This window comes from Streptomyces sp. 11x1 (assembly GCF_032598905.1).
In the GTDB taxonomy this organism is placed as follows: Bacteria; Actinomycetota; Actinomycetes; order Streptomycetales; family Streptomycetaceae; genus Streptomyces.
On sequence record NZ_CP122458.1, the window covers coordinates 2,248,316 to 2,264,939 of the forward strand.

Annotated in this window: 16 protein-coding genes; 7 read left to right on the forward strand and 9 right to left on the reverse strand. The window is 71.0% G+C overall.

Annotated features, from left to right (window positions below):
* Positions 1-25: 25 nt before the first annotated feature.
* On the reverse strand, positions 26-697 hold the full coding sequence (locus P8T65_RS10010; RefSeq protein ID WP_316725084.1) for a DUF4097 family beta strand repeat-containing protein: 672 nt from the start codon (positions 695-697) through the stop codon (positions 26-28).
* A gap of 268 nt (positions 698-965) precedes the next feature.
* Between P8T65_RS10010 and P8T65_RS10015 the strand changes: the two genes are divergently transcribed.
* Complete coding sequence (locus P8T65_RS10015) at positions 966-1,721, forward strand: helix-turn-helix domain-containing protein (RefSeq protein WP_316725085.1); 756 nt, start codon at positions 966-968, stop codon at positions 1,719-1,721.
* Positions 1,722-1,749: 28 nt separating this feature from the next.
* Here P8T65_RS10015 and P8T65_RS10020 read toward each other — a convergent pair whose 3' ends face one another.
* Together P8T65_RS10020 and P8T65_RS10025 are read right to left on the reverse strand one after the other, a co-directional pair.
* Complete coding sequence (locus P8T65_RS10020) at positions 1,750-3,333, reverse strand: carboxylesterase family protein (RefSeq protein WP_316725086.1); 1,584 nt, start codon at positions 3,331-3,333, stop codon at positions 1,750-1,752.
* 389 nt (positions 3,334-3,722) lie between these two features.
* Positions 3,723-4,646, reverse strand: coding sequence for a LysR family transcriptional regulator (locus tag P8T65_RS10025; RefSeq protein ID WP_316725087.1), 924 nt, complete (start codon positions 4,644-4,646; stop codon positions 3,723-3,725).
* 159 nt (positions 4,647-4,805) lie between these two features.
* On the opposite strand from P8T65_RS10025, the gene P8T65_RS10030 reads away from it, so the two are divergent.
* Both P8T65_RS10030 and P8T65_RS10035 read left to right on the forward strand, forming a co-directional pair.
* Entirely contained in the window at positions 4,806-6,005 is a 1,200-nt protein-coding gene (locus tag P8T65_RS10030) for a cysteine desulfurase-like protein (protein WP_316731534.1), read from the forward strand.
* Between the two features lie 704 nt (positions 6,006-6,709).
* On the forward strand, positions 6,710-7,270 hold the full coding sequence (locus tag P8T65_RS10035; protein WP_316725088.1) for a hypothetical protein: 561 nt from the start codon (positions 6,710-6,712) through the stop codon (positions 7,268-7,270).
* A gap of 264 nt (positions 7,271-7,534) precedes the next feature.
* On the opposite strand, the gene P8T65_RS10040 is transcribed toward P8T65_RS10035, so the two are convergent.
* From P8T65_RS10040 to P8T65_RS10050, 3 genes are read right to left on the reverse strand one after another with little or no spacing between them, the layout of a single operon-like run.
* Positions 7,535-7,975, reverse strand: a complete 441-nt coding sequence (locus P8T65_RS10040; protein WP_316725089.1) for an SRPBCC domain-containing protein — start codon at positions 7,973-7,975, stop codon at positions 7,535-7,537.
* Positions 7,976-8,008: 33 nt separating this feature from the next.
* Positions 8,009-8,347, reverse strand: a complete 339-nt coding sequence (locus P8T65_RS10045; RefSeq protein WP_316725090.1) for a helix-turn-helix domain-containing protein — start codon at positions 8,345-8,347, stop codon at positions 8,009-8,011.
* Positions 8,344-8,802: an SRPBCC family protein gene (locus tag P8T65_RS10050; protein ID WP_316725091.1), complete on the reverse strand. Its 459-nt coding sequence runs from the start codon at positions 8,800-8,802 to the stop codon at positions 8,344-8,346. The genes P8T65_RS10045 and P8T65_RS10050 overlap by 4 nt, the downstream gene beginning before the upstream one ends.
* Positions 8,803-9,183: 381 nt before the next feature.
* On the opposite strand from P8T65_RS10050, the gene P8T65_RS10055 reads away from it, so the two are divergent.
* The 3 genes from P8T65_RS10055 to P8T65_RS10065 all read left to right on the forward strand — a co-directional run bounded on the left by P8T65_RS10055 (position 9,184) and on the right by P8T65_RS10065 (position 12,991).
* Entirely contained in the window at positions 9,184-9,321 is a 138-nt protein-coding gene (locus tag P8T65_RS10055) for a hypothetical protein (RefSeq protein ID WP_316731959.1), read from the forward strand.
* A 336-nt stretch (positions 9,322-9,657) separates the two neighbouring features.
* Complete coding sequence (locus P8T65_RS10060) at positions 9,658-10,698, forward strand: LacI family DNA-binding transcriptional regulator (RefSeq protein WP_316725092.1); 1,041 nt, start codon at positions 9,658-9,660, stop codon at positions 10,696-10,698.
* 190 nt (positions 10,699-10,888) lie between these two features.
* Positions 10,889-12,991 carry a sulfatase gene (locus P8T65_RS10065; protein WP_316725093.1) on the forward strand — a complete coding sequence of 701 codons (2,103 nt, stop codon included), beginning with the start codon at positions 10,889-10,891 and terminating at the stop codon, positions 12,989-12,991.
* Between the two features lie 126 nt (positions 12,992-13,117).
* Here the strand turns inward: P8T65_RS10065 and P8T65_RS10070 are convergent, their stop codons facing one another.
* A complete protein-coding gene (locus P8T65_RS10070) occupies positions 13,118-13,771 on the reverse strand; it encodes a hypothetical protein (RefSeq protein WP_316731535.1) in 654 nt (217 codons plus the stop codon).
* A gap of 128 nt (positions 13,772-13,899) precedes the next feature.
* Here P8T65_RS10070 and P8T65_RS10075 point away from each other — a divergent pair, with 128 nt between their 5' ends.
* Positions 13,900-14,304, forward strand: a complete 405-nt coding sequence (locus tag P8T65_RS10075; protein ID WP_316725094.1) for a VOC family protein — start codon at positions 13,900-13,902, stop codon at positions 14,302-14,304.
* A gap of 84 nt (positions 14,305-14,388) precedes the next feature.
* On the opposite strand, the gene P8T65_RS10080 is transcribed toward P8T65_RS10075, so the two are convergent.
* Together P8T65_RS10080 and P8T65_RS10085 are read right to left on the reverse strand one after the other, a co-directional pair.
* A complete protein-coding gene (locus P8T65_RS10080; RefSeq protein ID WP_316725095.1) occupies positions 14,389-15,075 on the reverse strand; it encodes a helix-turn-helix domain-containing protein in 687 nt (228 codons plus the stop codon).
* A 308-nt stretch (positions 15,076-15,383) separates the two neighbouring features.
* A complete protein-coding gene (locus P8T65_RS10085) occupies positions 15,384-16,508 on the reverse strand; it encodes a YihY/virulence factor BrkB family protein (protein WP_316725096.1) in 1,125 nt (374 codons plus the stop codon).
* Positions 16,509-16,624 lie beyond the last annotated feature (116 nt).

Below are 16,624 nucleotides of genomic sequence, written 5' to 3' on the forward strand. Positions count from 1 at the left end.
GTGGGTGTCGCCCTTTCCGGGGTCGTCAGAGGCTGCGGGCGGTGATGTCGCCGTAGCCGGTGGTCGCGTGGATGTCGAGGCGGGCGCCGGTGCCCCCGCTGTTCCGGAGCGAGTTGTGGATCCGGCCGTAGGAGGTGCCGGCGTCCAGGGAGGCCGAGGCGCCGGTGGCGGCGCCGACGGAGATCTCGCCGTACCCGGTGTGCAGGGTGACGGTGCCGCCGGCGGCCTCGGTGATGCGCAGGTCGCCCTTGCCGCTGGTGATGTCGGCGGAGCCGTCCAGGCGGCCGACCAGTGCGTCGCCGGCCAGGATGTTCAGGCGGGCGCTGGCCGCCTCGTCGAGCTTGACCTGGCCGTGCGCGCCGTCGATGGCGACGTCGCCCAGCCGCCCGACGCCGCGGAACTCGGCGGCGGCCGCCTGGGCCTCGACATGGGAGCCGGCGGGCAGTTGGACGGTCACCTCCAGACTTCCGGAGGGGCCGAGGAGTTCGCTCTTCGCCGCCGGGGCCTGGATCCGCAGCACTCCGTCGCGGTAGTCGACCGTGGTCCGTTCGGCGGCCCTGACGTCCCGGCCCTTGGCGGCGTCGGTGGGCCGGACGTCGACGGTGGTGTCGGCCCGGTCGGCGGCGATGAGCCGCACGCGCCCGGCGGGGATGTTCAGGACGGCGGAGATCGGGGCGGGGGTCTCGAACTTCTGCATGGTGCTCTCCTTCAGCTTTCGCACTTCGGCTCTCGCTCTTCGGCTCTCGCCGTTCGCGCTTCGTTTCCGACAACGGAAAAGCTACGTTGCGTTCGATCTTCCAGCAACACTCTTGTTGCACAGATAGAGTGTTTTCGCAGGCCAAAGCAGCAATTTCATTGCAACGGGCTCGCTAGTAACGCAACATACTCACTCGAAACGTTGCAATGAATTGGGCGTGAACGCTATAGTCGGCGTCGGCGCACCACGGAGCACGAAGGAGACAGCGATGCCGGGAGGCAGGCTCACCCAGCAGGAACGCCAGCAGATCGCTCTAGGTCTGGCCGACGGCCTCGCCTACGCGGAGATCGCCCGACGCCTGGAGCGCCCCACCTCGACGATCACACGTGAGGTGATGCGCAACGGCGGCCCCACCGCCTACCGCGCCGACCTGGCCCACCGCGCCACCGAACGCCGCGCCCACCGGCGCCGCCGGACCACGCCCCGGGCGGCACAGACCCCCGAGCAGGTTCCCGGCCGCGACACCGAGGCCGTACGCGAGTACGAGGAGACGTTCACCCACGTCATGATGGCCTCGGGCATGCCCACGATGATGGCCCGGGTGATGGCCTGCCTCACCCTCACCGACAGCGGCAGCCTCACCGCGGCGGAACTGGCCCAGCGGCTCCAGGTCAGCCCGGCCTCCATCTCGAAGGCGATCGCGTTCCTCGACAGCCAGGGCATGGTCCGCCGGGAGCAGGGCGAACGCCGCCGGGAGCGCTACATCGTCGATGACGACGTCTGGTACCAGTCGATGATCGCCAGCGCCCGCGGCATCGCCCAGGTCGTCGAGACCGCCCGCCAGGGCGTCGGCGTCCTCGGCCCCGGCACTCCCGCCGGCGCCCGTCTGGAGAACGTCGCCCGCTTCCTCGACTTCGTCAGCGAGAACACCACCCGCGCCGCCGAGCAGGCCCGCGAGATCCTGCACACCAAACCCCGGATGCCCACGGACGGCACCGCCGAACCGGCCGCGGACCACGGGTAGCGGCGGCCCTCCGTGGACGGGGCCGGTCTCAGGGGCTGCGGCGGAAGCGGCGCAGGGCCGGCAGCGGACCTCCGCTGGAGGTGACGAAGGTGCCGCCACCCTGGACTCTGCGCGGCCGCCGGGCGTCCGCGGTCCAGAGGGCGAGCTCGGGGTCGTAGGGGCCGTGGACGACGGTCCCCGCCTCCGGGGAGTCGAAGACACGGACCGGATGGGTGTGGTCCCAGACCGGCCAGGCCGGGTCGCCCGCCGTCGCGAAGCGAACCCAGGCGCCGTGCAGGGCGGTGGCGAGGTCGCGGGGGACGTGCTCGCCGGCGAGCTTGGCGGAGGCGGCGGTGTCGCCGGTGTCGAAGACGAAGCCGAGTTCGAGGGCGTGGCAGGAGCCGAGGGCGGGGATGCCGGAGGACCAGGCGAACTCGTAGACGTAGGACCGGGCGTGGTCGACGCGGGCGTCCGCCACCCGGTGCAGGGGGACCCGGAGCAGGTGGTCGGTGACCAGCTGACCCACCAGGTCGGCGGTGCCCTTGTCAGGGTGGAGGTCGCGGTAGGCGCGCGGGACCTCGGGGCCGCAGTGGCAGCGGGCGCGGGCGCCGGCCAGCGCGACCGTCCCAAGGCGGTCGACGCGTTCCTGGAGGCCGCCGGGGACGAGCCAGAGGCGGTGCTCGTCGCGGGTCCAGCCCATGAGGAGGTCGATGGCCGGAGCCGCGCGGTGCTCGGTCAGCGCCTGGAGCGGGTCGGTGGGCAGCAGGTCGCCGTCGACGACGATGCCGAAGGCGGGGCCGCCGAGCACCGGGCTGCTGAGGCGGCCGACCTCGGCCTGCGCCTCGGCGAGCGCGGCCCGGTCCACGGCGGCGAAGGCCGCGGCGGTCGCCTGCACCTTGAGCCGGTTCGCCATCCGGCGGACCATCCGGCGCACCTTGTCGCGGTCCAGGGCCTCCGGCGGCCCGCTCTGCAGCACTGCCCGCCGGAACAGGCCTCGGGCGCGGGGCATCGCCAGCAGCGCGCCGACGCTGATGGCGCCCGCCGACTGGCCGGCCAGGGTCACCCGGTCCGGATCACCGCCGAACGCCGCGATCGAGTCCCGCACCCACTCCAGCGCGGCCAGCTGGTCACGCAGCCCGAGGTTGGGTGGGGCGTCCGGGAAGAGGCCGTAACCCTCCACGCCCAGGCGGTAGTTGAGGGAGACCAGCACCACCCCGTCCCGGGCGAAGGCGGCGCCGTCGTAGACCGGGACCGCCGACGAACCCCGGGTGAGGGCGCCGCCGTGGATCCAGACCAGCACCGGCAGCCGTGCCCCGGGGCCCGGCTCAGGTGTCCACACGTTCAGGTTGAGGCAGTCGTCACCCGGGACGACGGGGTCCGACAGATAGCGGGCAAACGCCTCCGAGTACGGCGGTTTCGGAGGCGTCGGCCCGAAGACGAAGGCGTCCCGCACCCCCGACCAGGGCTCGGGCGGGGAAGGCGGGAGGAACCGGCGGGGGCCGAAGGGCGGGGCCGCGTACGGGACGCCCCGGAACACCGCGATCGGCTCCCCGTGGCCGTCCCCGTACTCGTACGTGCCGCGCACGTCGCCGTACGGCGTCCTGACCACGGGGTCCTGCCGGTCTGCCGTCATCGCGCACCAGCTCCTCACGCCGCCCGCTCGTGACAACCGTCGTCCTCCTCAGAGCACCACATCCCTGCGCGGTATTCCGGTCGTGCGGGGTCCTGAGCGGCCGTTCGGGCGACAGCGGGCGCGCCGGGCGACCGCGCCGGGGCGACCGCCGTGCGCGGGGCGGCGGCTACCTGGCGTCCGGCCACGGTCGTCCGGAGCATCAGCTGGGCGCTCGCCCCACCGCTGACGATCGCCCCGGCCGCCCGGTCGAACGGCGACAGCGACTCTGCAGGCCTCGGGTACTGGTGAGGACGCCTGTTCAACTGTCGCCAGTTCTCGGTGGGTTCCAGCAAGATGGTGACCGTGTGTCGTCGCCGGGGGGTGTATCGGCTCCGCGTTCCTCGCCGGTACTACGACTGGACGCTCTTCAAAGCCTCGACCAGCAGCGTGACCAACTCGTTGATGATCGGGGGGCGGATGCCGGGTCTGCTCACGGCGAGGACCTCACGGTGGAGCGGTACGGCCCCGGACGGCAGGACAACCCGTTCGACTCCGGGCTGGTCGCTCTCTCCGCTGATGAGAGTGGCCGGGATCAGGCCCACCGCCAATCCGGCTCTGATCATGGCCAGCATGCTGTGCAGGTCCTCGGTTTCCAGCGTTACGTCGAGAGAGATCCCCAGTTCTCCGGCCCACCGATGCAGCAAACGCCGATCGGGACTGTGCGCATGGCCGGAGGTCCATTCCATCTCAAGGCATTCCGCCAGTTCCAACGGGCGACGGCCCGACCGTGGGCCCGCGACGAGGACCAGCGGCTCGTGCCCCAGAGAGGTGATGGTCCACTCACCAGAGGTGGTCGGTGGGTCCTCGGGCAGGTATCGGTAGGCAATGAGCAGATCCAGGTCCCCCGACTTGACCTTGGGCAACCCTTCGTGTGTCTCCACGATCACGAGGCGGATGCGGGCGCCGCGGCCACGGGGCTTGAGAGCAGACAGAATCCCGGGGAACAGGTGGCTCATCGCGCTGGGATAGGCACCGACACGCAATTCGGCGATTTCACGGTTCGAGATGCCGTCGGCGGCGTCCTGGAACCGGGCAGTCGCCTCGAAGAGCACCTCGGTCGCTTGCGCGAGGGAGCGGCCGGCCGCGGTCAGGATCAGTCGGCTGCCAGGGCGGCGGACGAGCAGCTCGATGCCCATGTCGCGCTCCAGCACGGCGATGTGCTGGGACACCGCGGAGGGCACGTAACCGAGGGCTGCCGCGGCTTCGGCCATGGAGCCACGGTTCACCACGGCCATGAAGGTGGACAGGAGCTTCAGGTCGGGCTGGGGCTTCATGGATTGTGAACTTTCTCTTCTCGATCCATCGCTTTACGTGTTCTGCAGCCGGGTGCCAGAGTCTAGGCAACCTGCCGGAAGAACGCGCCTCACCTGCGCTGTCGCCCGCCGCCCCCAGCCGTCCGCATGACCGCCGCACTTCTGCCGAAAGCCGAGGCCATGGCCATCGACCTGACCGCCCTCCGGGCCCACTTCCCCTCCCTCGACCACGGCCTCGCCTTCTTCGACGGCCCGGGTGGGACCCAGACCCCCCGCCCCGTCGCCGACGCCATCGCCGCGACGCTGACCGGCCCCCTCTCCAACCGGGGGGTTGTCAGCCCGTCCGAGCTCAACGCCGAGCGCGCCGTCGCGGAGTTCCGCGCCGCCTATGCCGACCTGCTCAATGTGCCCGCCGGCGGTGTCATCCACGGTCGCAGCGCCACCCAGCTCACGTACGACTTCTCCCGTCACGTGGCCAAGAGCTGGAAGGCCGGCGACGAAATCGTGCTCAGCCGCCTGGATCACGACTGCAACGTCCGCCCCTGGATCCAGGCGGCCGAGCGCGCCGGCGTGACGGTCCGCTGGATCGAGATCGACAGCGAGACCGCGGAGCTCGACCTCGATTCGTTCGAGCGGGCGCTGTCGCCTCGGACGCGGCTGGTCGCGGTCACGGCAGCCTCGAACGTGCTGGGCACCAAGCCGCCCGTCCGCCGGATCGCCGACCTGGCGCACGAGGTCGGTGCCCTGGTGTACGTGGATGGGGTGCACTACGCCGCCCACCACCTGGTGGACGTGCCCTCCCTGGGCGCGGACCTGTTCGTCTGTTCCCCGTACAAGTTCCTCGGACCGCACTGCGGTGTGCTCGCGGGAGCGCCCGGACTCCTCGAAACCATCCACCCGGACAAGCTCCTGCCTTCCCCCGACACCGTGCCGGAGCGCTTCGAGTTCGGCACACTGCCCTACGAGATCCTGGCGGGTGCCGCCGCCGCCGTGGACTTCCTCGCCGCGATCGACCCGGGCACGCGGGCCACGCGCAGGGAGCAGCTCGCGCATTCGCTGGGCTCCCTGCACGAACACGAGCAGGCGCTGCGCACGAGGCTGGAAGAGGGTCTGCGCGCTCTGGGCGACGCCGTCACCCTGCACTCGAAGGCGGCCGACCGCACCCCGACCCTCCTGATGACCCTCGAAGGCCGCGACGCCCGCGAGGCCCAGGTACATCTGGCCGCACGCGACGTCCTGGCCCCCGCCGGGTCGTTCTACGCGTACGAGCCCTTCGCCGCCTTGAAGCTGGAGGACCCCGCCCTGCGGGTTGGCCTGGCGCCGTACAACACCGCCGACGACGTGGACAGGCTCCTCGACGGTCTTTCCTCTTTTCTCTGAAGCTTGTCCCGTATGTGGCCGGCTGAGCCTCGCAGTGACGGCGATGCTCACGCCATCAGCAGGCGGTGGCCGATTCGCCTCTGGCCGATCCGATCCGCCACCAGGCCGAGGAGCACGCGGCGATCGTCGCCGCGATCGAAGAGCCCCCGGGACCGCCGTGATCCCGGCCCAGCGCATGGCCCGCCGCGAGTACACGAACCGCGTCACCGCTCTCGAAGCCCCGGCCTGACCAAGATCACCGGCTTGGCGTCAACCGCTGTACCGATGTTCCATCTGCCGGCAATTGCATCGGATGCGAACTCGCGACGGTTGGCGAATCGGCCCGGGTGGAGGTGCCAACCACGGGGCGGTCTAAGGAACTTGGGTAGCATTCCCGACGGTGACGATACCGGCCCACTGGGGCCCGCTGCCAGTTGCGGAGGGGCTGACCTGGGGCTTCTCTGGCGACTCGCATAGGATGCGATTTTCTCGCATCTGATGCGAGTCACGGAGAGTGGTGGATCGGTGGGTTACAACGGGTCGATACCGGGGGCGGCGAGACTGCACCTGTCGACGGGGGCGCACTGCTGCGACCGGAGGAACAGGTCTTCACGGCGATGCTGACTGGACGACGGCACCGGCCGGATCCGCCCCGAACTCGTCCCGCGCACGTCGAACACAACGAACACGGCCGCAACACCATCCGGCCCTTCCTACTGTGGTGCATGGCCAGCAAACTCACCCGGCGCTTCCGACTGCCCACCGCGGTGATCCGCCAGGCTTCGCCACTCTCACAGCACAAGCGCGTGGACCTGCTCGGCCGCGTCCTGACCGACCATGACCTGCCGCTGCGGCCCCGGGTCGCGGCCGCCATCGTCCTGCTCTACGCGCAACCGCTCAGCCGCGTCGTCCGCCTCACCATCGACGCCGTGATCCACGATGACAACCAGGTCCTCCCACGACTCGGCGAACCACCCTCCCCGGTCCCCGCCCCAGTCGCCGATCTCCTGCTCAGCTGGATCCCCAACCGGGACAACATGAACACCGCGACGAACCGCGACTCGCGCTGGCTGTTCCCCGGACGCCGGGCCGGGCAGCCGATGCACCCCGACGCCCTCTCGGCTCTGGTCAACGACCTCGGCATCCCCACCATCGCCAGCCGGGTCTCTGCCATCCGCGAGCACGTCCTGGAGATGCCCGTCCCTGTCGTCGCCGACGCCCTCGGCTACCACCAAGTCACCACCGCCAAGTTGGCCGCCCAATCCGGAGGCGCCTGGAGCCGGTAGGCCGCCGGGGACCACCTACGGTCACCATCCGGCTGGACACCCCGACTAACTGACGACAGCTGAATTGGAGAGCTCACCAGTATCAACCCCGTCTCTGTCACTCCAGTTCGCGAGGCCGTCAGGGATGGTGAATCAGCCACAGCCGGGTGACCGACGCCGCATGGCGGGCATCCAGCTGGGCGGCTGACGCCGCAACAGAACGCACGAGGGGCGCGGCTCCTGCCTTGTCGGTAGGGTCCGCGCCCCTTTGCTGTTCTGCTGCACTCAGTGCCAGTTGCTGATCTGGACGTCGTGCGGGGCGGGTTCACCGGCGCCGGTCTCCAGCAGACGCTTGAGGCTCATCAAGAAGGTCGCCCACTTGGTGCTGCAGTGGGACATGAACTCCACCGGCTCGCGCCAGCCCTCGTGCCTGAACAGGACGATGGTGTACTCGCCCTCCTGCTTGAGGTCGAAGCTGATCTGCGTGCCGATCCACTCCTCGGGCCCGTCGACGACCTCCCAGAGCACACGCTCCGCTGGGCTCGTCTCCAGGACCTTCATGTCGAAGCCGCCGGGCACGAAGCGGAACCGGACCACGCCGCCGAGGGAGGTGTCCCCGTCCGTCTCCTCGGTCCACCAGCGGGAGAGGCCGTCGACGGTGGTGAGCGCCGTGTAGACGTCCTCGGGGGCGACGGTGATGCCGATGCGGTGCAGGATGTCTGCCATTTTCGATGTCTCCTTCCGCGCGAGGCGGGCTGGTCAGCCCTGCCCGCGCTGGATCGCCTCGGCGATCCGCTTGATGCGGTGCAGTCGGGCGTCCCAAGCGGCCCCGACCGAGGACAGTTGCGCGACGGCGCGGGAGAGCTGGGCCTCGTCCACCTCGTAGCGGCGCTCGCGCCCGGAGGGCGTGGCGTGGACAAGTCCGACGCGGTCGAGCACGCCGAGGTGCTTGGCCACCGCCTGGCGGGTCACAGGGAGGTGCTCGCTGAGCGTGGTGGCGGTTCCGCCGTTCTCGGCGAGCAGCAGGTCGAGCATCTGTCGACGTATCGGGTCTCCGACGGCCGACCACAGCTCGTCGTCGACGACGGTGATGTTCATCGCGTCGCCACCTTGGCGGCGTAGCCGACGAGCCGGGGCAGGAAGTAGTCCCAGCCGCGGACGTGGTCCTGGTACGCCTCCTCCAGCACGGCGGCCTCCCAGCCTTTCTCGCGGAAGCCGGCCTCGGAGAACCGCAGCAGCGTGCCGTTGCCGACGGGCACGAGATCAAAGGCCACCAGCAGCGAGTTGCCGGGGGCGGCGGTCTCGCCGTCCTCGCAGACCCACCGGAAGGCGAACCGCCGCGGCGGGTCGGCCTCCACGACGGTCAGCGGCTCGACCTTGACCTCCGGCCCACTCCCGAAGCTCACCGTCCCAGTGCCACCCGGTACCGGCGTCTCCAGCTTGGCCTCGTCGGGCCACCACTCCCGCAGGTGCTCCGGCCTGCTGATCACCTGGTAGACCACCTCGGGCGTCGCCTCGATGTGGATCTCCCGCGAGATACTGCCGTACTCCATCGCGTCTCTCCCGCCCTAATGCAACCTTTGGTTGCACATAACTCTAAGGCGGATGGGCCGAACATGCAACCTTTCGTTGCGCATAATTGAGTGAGCAGATAGAGATCGCATCCACGATCTCACCGCGCGCGTGCGCTTCAGGATGCCCACCCTTGGCGGACCAGCAGGCCAGCGGTGGGAGGAGTAGCTCGAGCGCCAACCCCTGACGGCCGCGTCCCTCGCGGTTCCGGACGGGGCCCCTCGAGTGCCCAAGCGGACGGGGCGGCTCGCGGCCACCGAGCGTGATCAGTTGGCTCGCCTCGCGAAGGAACTCACGACAGTTGATTACGCGAGCTCACCAGTACCGAGGCCGCTGACCTCAACAACCCGACCCGGTCGGCCGTGGCGCCGGAGCGGGAGACCAGCTGGGCGGGTGCGGCGACCGACAAGACGGCGCCCTACCCGCACTTCCCCTACCACCGCCAGGAAGGCTTCGCCCGCCTCAACCCACCAGTGGTCGCACCTCCGCCCGCCGCGTGACGCCGACGGCAGTGACCGAAGCGGCCGCCCGCGCGTCCCACACTCACCGTCTCGCAGAGGACGGCCAGGCGTCACGAAACGATGCGCCCAGATGGTGCGGTCCGGCCACTCCGCTACCACTGCGGCGCTCCGAGCGGCGCGCCAACAAGGCTCCACTTGTTCGAGGTTTCGAAAGTTTTGGCTGAGGTGGTCCTCTGAATTCCTGCTTCTTCCCGCCGTGTTGAGTTGGGCTTAACGTAGAGAGCGCTTGCTAAGCGGCTCGGGATCGGCCGTGGACGGAGCCCTGTTCGAAAATTTCACCGGCCCTCGGGACGGGCCCTGAGAGGTGGAGTCGCGATGGTGCGTGGCGGGAGCGCGACGGCCGGGCCGACGCTGGCGGTGGTGGCGCGCGAGGCCGGGGTGTCCGTACCCACGGCCTCGAAGGTGGTCAACGGCCGCGAGGACGTGGCCCCCGAGACCAGGCGCCGGGTCACCGAGGCGTTGGACCGGCTCGGCTATGTCCGCAGACCCCGGTTCGAGGCGTCCAAGCCGCCCCGCATGGTCGACCTGGTGGTGCACTCCTTGGAGAGCTCCTGGTCGGGCGCCGTACTGCACGGCGTCGAACAGGCCGCCCACGACGCAGGCCTGGAGGTCGTCGTCTCGGCCGACCTGACCCGCACCCGGGGCGCCCGCCCCGAACACGGCTGGTTCGACAAGCTGACCGCCCGCGGCTCCGCCGGAGTGCTCTTCAACCTGGCCGAACTGTCCCCCGCCCAGTACTCCTGGCTCACCCAGCACCGCATCCCGTTCGTGCTGATCGACCCGGTTCTCGAGCCACCGCCCGGCGTCCTGTCCGTGGGCGCGGCCAACTGGCAGGGCGGAACGACCGCCACCGACCATCTGCTGTCCCTGGGGCACGAGCGGATCGCCGTGATCGCCGGCTACCGGCGCAAGATGTGCAGCAGCGCCCGGGTCGCGGGCTACCGCTCGGCACTCACGACCGCGGGCCTGCCGTACCGCCCGGAGTACGTCCGTTACGGCAACTTCATGGAGACCACCGCCCGGCACCGGATGCTCCAGCTGCTCGACCTCCCCGAGCCCCCGACAGCCGTCTTCGTCTGCTCGGACAAGATGGCCCTCGGCGTCTACGAGGCACTGGCCGAGCGGGGGTTGCAGGTGCCGGACGACATCAGCGTGGTCGGATTCGACGACCTTCCCGAGGCCCGCTGGGCGTCCCCACGTCTGACCACCGTCCGCCAGCCGCTCTCGGAGATGGCCCAGACCGCGCTACGGCTGCTGGTGCGGATGATGGAGGGCCACCAACCGGAGGGCACCCGTACCGAGTTGTCGACGCGGCTGGTGGAGCGGGCCAGTACGGGGGCGCCGCGCTCGGTCTGAGCCGATGGGGCGGGGTGCGTCGCGGTTCGGTCAAGTGGTTGCGGGGGACCTCGGTTCGGGTGAACGGTGGGCGTCGTGGGACCGTACGGATAGGGATGGCCAATCGGGTGTCCCGGCGGTCCCGAGGCACCGGCCCACTCCGCTCCACCAGCACCGAGCTCCACATGCTCCACAGGGAAGGACCTTCGGGTTGTCGCACATACGCTCTCCGCAGCTTCCGGGACCGACGCCGACACCGGACGACGACAAGGCCCCGGAGGACGCCGCTCCTCCGCAGGTGGACACGGTCGCGGAGACCGAGCCGACGGCGGAGACGCGGGCGGAGACACCGGCCGACAAGGCGGAGACACCCGAGAAGTCCGAGGAGTCCGCGCCCACCCCCAAGGCAGATCGGGAGCACTCCGAGGCCACCGCCGAGCCCAAGACGGACATCCCCGCACCCGCGGCGGAGTCCACCGCACCCGAGACGGCCGCCGCAGGCCCCGACACGGACGCCCCCGCACCCGCACCCGCACCCGCACCCGCCGCAGACGCTTCCGCACCCGAGGCAGCCACTCCCGACCCGGCCCCCGACCCGGCCCCCGACCCGGACTCGGCCTCCGACGCGGACCCCGCCCCCACCGCAGCCCCCTCCCCCGGCTGGCGCGTGCGGCACCCCCGGGCCGCGCGTGGGCTCGCCTGGGCCGCCACGGGGCTGGCCGTCGTGCTCGTGCTGTTCGCGCTCGTCGTGCCGAACGACATCACCGAGCTCGACCCCGGCCGGTTCCTGCGGATCCCGGCGGAGGGCATCCTCGTGGCGGGCCTGCTGCTCGTCCTCCCCGCGAAGGCGCGCCGCGTGGCGGTCGTGGTGGTCGGCGTGGTGCTCGGCCTGCTGACCATCGTCAAGGTGCTGGACATGGGCTCGTACTGGACCCTGGACCGCCCCTTCGACCTGGTGCTGGACTGGATCCTGCTGGACGACGCGCTGTCGTTCATGAAGGACTCGCTCGGTGGGGCCGCCGCCCAGGCCGCGACCGTCGGGGTGATCGCGCTCGCGCTGGCGCTGCCCGTGCTGATGACGCTCGCGGTCGTACGACTGAGCCGGCTGATGGTGCGCAACCGGCACACGGCGAGCCGTACGCTCCTCGTCCTGGGGACCGCGTGGATCACCTGCTCGACGCTGACGCTGGAGATATCCGACGTCCCCGTCGCCTCGCACAGCGCGGCCACCCTCGTCGAGAACCGGATCGAGGCGGTCAGCAACGGCCTGAAGGACGGCGAGGCGTTCCGCAAGCAGGCCGCGGTGGACGCCTTCGCCGACGTACCGCCGGACCGGTTGCTGACGGGGCTGCGCGGCAAGGACGTACTGATCACGTTCATCGAGAGCTACGGCCGTTCCGCGATCGACGACCCGCGGATGGGCGAACCGCTCGGTGAGACCCTCGCGCAGAAGACACAGGAGCTGAAGGACGCCGGATACGCCTCGCAGAGCGGCTGGCTGCGCTCCCCGATCACGGGCGCCGGCAGCTGGCTGGGGCACTCCACGTTCCTGTCCGGTCTGTGGATCAAGAACCAGTCGCGGTACAACCACCTCGTCGCGAGCGACCGGCTCACCCTCACCGAGGCGTTCCGCCGCACCGGCGCCTGGCGCACGGTCGGCATCGTGCCCGGCACCCAGAAGGCGTGGCCCGAGGGCAAGTACTTCGGGCTGGACCACATCTACGACTCCGACCAACTGGGCTACCAGGGGCCGAAGTTCAGCTGGTCCACGATGCCCGACCAGTACACGCTGAAGGCCTTCCAGGAGCTGGAGCACGGCAAGGAGGACCGGGAGCCGATGATGGCGGAGATCATCCTGACCTCCAGCCACAACCCGTGGGCGCCGATCCCGAGCACCATCCCCGAGGAGCGGATCGGTGACGGCTCGGTCTACCACTCCCTCCAGAAGGCCGAGGGCAAGAACCCGACGGAGGTCTGGAAGGATCCGCTGGCCGTCCGGGACGAGTACCGCAAGTCCATCCAGTACTCGGTGACCAGCCTCGTCGACTTCGTCGCGAAGTACGGCTCCGAGGACACCGTGCTGGTCTTCCTCGGCGACCACCAGCCCAACAAGACGGTCACCGGCGACAACCCCAGCCACGACGTACCGGTGTCGATCGTCGCCAAGGACCCCGAAGTGCTGGAGAAGATCTCCGACTGGGGCTGGACGGACGGGCTCAAGCCCGCCGACTCCACGCCGACCTGGCGGATGGACAAGTTCCGTGACCGCTTCATGACGGCGTTCGGGCCGCAGCAGCCGGGCGGCACGCCCTGATCACCGACACGCCAGGTCGGAGGGCCGATCCTTCCGACAAGCGGCCCCGGGGTTGAGGCCACACCGCCGGGCGGTCGGCCCCCGACACCGGGCAGGGCCCGGCGGGCATCCCGTGTCGGCGGGGGCTCAGCCCGAGGCGCCCACGTTCTCGCGCGGGGCCCCGTCGCCCTCCGGGGGCAGGTCTCCGCGTTCGACCGGCCTGCCGTGGGGCGGGGGCTTGTCGCGGTGGCGGGGCGGGAGGAGGAAGGCCAGTTCGGCGTCGGTGGCGTGGTGGGCGGCGAGCGCGGCGGCCCGCAGGGCCTCGCGCTCGACGGCGGTCTCGGCGGCGCTGATCCGAAGGAGGTGCCCGTCCTCCGGTACGGCGTACTCGTGCTGTCCCGCCGAGGTGCGGTACCAGGCGTCCCCGTCCCGCTCGCAGTGGACCGCCTCGCCCGTGCCCTGGCCCACCGGCTCCTCGGGACAGCCGGCGGCGGTCATCCCGCCCCGGTCGACGAGGAGCAGGAGCTGGGCACTGTTCTCGTGGGACCAGTAGGCGGCGGAGAACCCGTCGTCGCCGTACACGCCGACGGACTGGCGGGCCAGCGTGAACCCGGGGGACTCGGTGACGTAGACGAGCCCCGGCGCGAGGCCCAGCGCCTCGGCACGGGCGTGCAGTTCGGCCCGGTCGGGGAGCGGCTTCAGGGGCTCCCTGTCCCCGACCACGACCTCCTCGGTCCCGCAGGCGGCGAGCAGCGTCGGCAGGAGCGCCAACGGCAGCAGAACCCGCGCGGTACGGAGCATGGACATGCCCACCATCCTGCCGCACAGATGTTCCACAGGTGAGCCAAAGGATCCGTTCCGTGAGAGCGCTTGCCCACGTGTCCGATTCCTTCAAGACCGGGCGTCACCCCTCGCCCTACGGTGGCCGCATGACTCCACGACTCGACGCGATCGGGATGGTGGCCTCGGACATGGCCGCCTCCGTCACCTTCTACCGCCGGCTCGGTTTCGACTTCCCCGAGGGTGCCGAGAACCTGCCGCACGCCGAGGCCCGACTGCCGGGCGGGCTACGGCTGTTGCTCGACACCGAGGAAACTGTCCGCTCCTTCCATCCGGCGTACCGCCCGGGGTCGGGCGGCGGCGCCGGGCTCGCCCTGCTGTGCGACAGCCCGGCCGAAGTCGACGCGGCGTACGAGGAGTTGACCGGTGCCGGGTACCACGGGGAACTCAAGCCGTGGGACGCGGTGTGGGGCCAGCGCTACGCCGTGGTGCTGGACCCCGACGGCAACGGCGTCGACCTCTTCGCGCCCCTGCCGACGCCCACCGACGGGTAGCCACCCGCGAACGGGTGGCCTTCCGCGAACGGGGGCCTCCCACCCACGGGCGGCCACCCACCCACGGGCGGCCGCCCGTCGCGGCTACCGCCCGCCGAGCAGTTCGCCGAGGGACAGCCCCGCCAAATCCCTTACGTCGCGGGCGAGATGCGCCTGGTCGGAGTAGCCGGTCCGGGCCGCCGTCTCGGCGAAGGGCACACCGTCCCGGGCGAGCGCGAGCGCCCGTTGCAGCCGCAGCACCCGGGCCAGCGTCTTGGGTCCATATCCGAAGGCGGCGAGCGACTTCCGGTGCAACTGCCGTGCCCCGAGACCGAGTTCGTCGGCTGTCACTGCGACCGCGCGGCCCGCCTCCAGCGCTTCCACGACCTGCCGCAGCACCGGATCGGTCCGGCCCACCTCGGCCGCCCGCTCCAGGACCACCTCTTCGAGGCCGCTCGCCGGATCGTCTGCCGCGTTCACCCGGGCCGTGAGCCGCCGCACGACCGCCGGTGACCACAGCTCGGCCAGGTCCACCCGCCGGTCCCGCAGCTCGTGGGCCGGCACCCCCAGGAAGCCGGGCGCCTGGCCGGGGAAGAACCGGAGCCCCGCCCAACTGCCGGACACCCCTTCGGTGACGTACGCCCGGGTGTCGGGCCCGGCGACCATCAGCCGCCCTTCGTTCCAGAGCAGGTCCATGCACCCGTCGGGCAGGACCCGCCCCGCACCCGGCCGACTCGGGCTGTCGGTCCACACCACGGCCCCACCCAGCCGAGAGGTCCTTTCGACATACACAACGAAAAGGCTAGCCCTGTGGCCAATGGCTACGCCCGGCCGACCCGGGGGCGCGGGGAACTGCGTAAGGAACCACGGCCGGCCCGTGGATGTCGGAGCGCCTCGGCCCCAACGAAGCCCCACGGCCGGTCGCAGGCTGCGGACCGTCACGGGCGGGGCGGACCGTCACGGGGCTGCGGACCGTCACGGACTGCGGACCGTGCTGGGTTGCCCGCGCAGTTCCCCGCGCCCCTAAAGAGACTGGGGTCACCCGGCGCTTGACGACGCACCGCCCGCCCAAGCCCGGCCACGGCCCCCTGCCGCGGGCCCTATTCCTCCCCCTTCTTCGCCGGCGGCCGCAATCGCGACGTCACGTCCTCCGGTGGAAGGAAGCGGGACCAGCGTTCGGGGAACTCGGAGGGCATGTCGGGGTCCTCCGGGTCGTGGGAGCGGGCGGCGGCCGCGCGGGCGACGTACTCGGCGGCCTGTTCCTCGCGGAGGCGCTCGTTCGCGGCGCGGGCGGCGGCCGTGGCCGCGGCGGGCCAGACACGGTCGATCGCGGCGTTGACGGCGGCGCCGACCAGCACGGCGAAGGCGCCCACGCCGATCCACAGGAGGACGGCTACGGCGGCCGCCAGGGAGCCGTAGATCGTCGCCCCCTCGACCGTGTTCGTCAGGTAGATGCGGAGCAGGAAGCTGCCCAGCACCCACATGCCGAGGGCGACCAGGGCGCCGGGGACGTCCTCGACCCAGGGGGAACGGACCGGCACCGACACGTGGTAGAGCGTGGTGAGGAAGACGATGGACAGGACGATCACAACGGGCCAGTAGAGGACCTGGACGACGGTCGCCGACCACGGCACGATCCGGACGACGGCGTCGGGGCCGGCCACCATCAGCGGGAGCGCGATCGAGCCGATCAGCAGCGCCACGAGGAAGAGCAGGAACGCCATGAGGCGGGTCTTGACGATGCCGCGGACTCCGTCGAGGCCGTACATGACGGTGATGGTGTCGATGAAGACGTTGACCGCGCGGGAGCCGGACCACAGGGCGAACAGGAAGCCTATGGAGATGACGTCGGGGCGACCGCCCTTCATCACGTCGTCCAGGATCGGCTGCGCGATCTGCGCGACGCCCTTCTCGGACAGGACGGTGCGCGACGCCTCCAGGAGGTTGAGCTCCAGGCTGGCGATGGTGTCGGCGCCGGTCCAGTCGTCGACGTAGCCGAGCAGGCCGATCATGCTGAGCAGCAGCGGCGGCACGGAGAGCAGCGTGAAGAACGCCGCCTCGGCCGCGAGGCCCAGGATGCGGTACTCGATGCAGGAGTTGACGGTGTCCTTCAGGAGCAGCCAGGCGGTCCTGCGCTTGGAGACGTCCCGGTAGAGGGCACGGGCGCGGTGGAGACGCCCCTGGGGGCTCTCCGGCGGTGGGGGTGACTGACTTGCTGGCTGCACGCCCTAACGGTATCCGCCTGCGCGTGCCGCCCTCACCTCCCGGTGCCGCCTGCCGCGCCGCGGTCCGCATGCGGCGCACGGTCCCCTCCGGTCGCGTCACGGGGCAGCAAACAAAG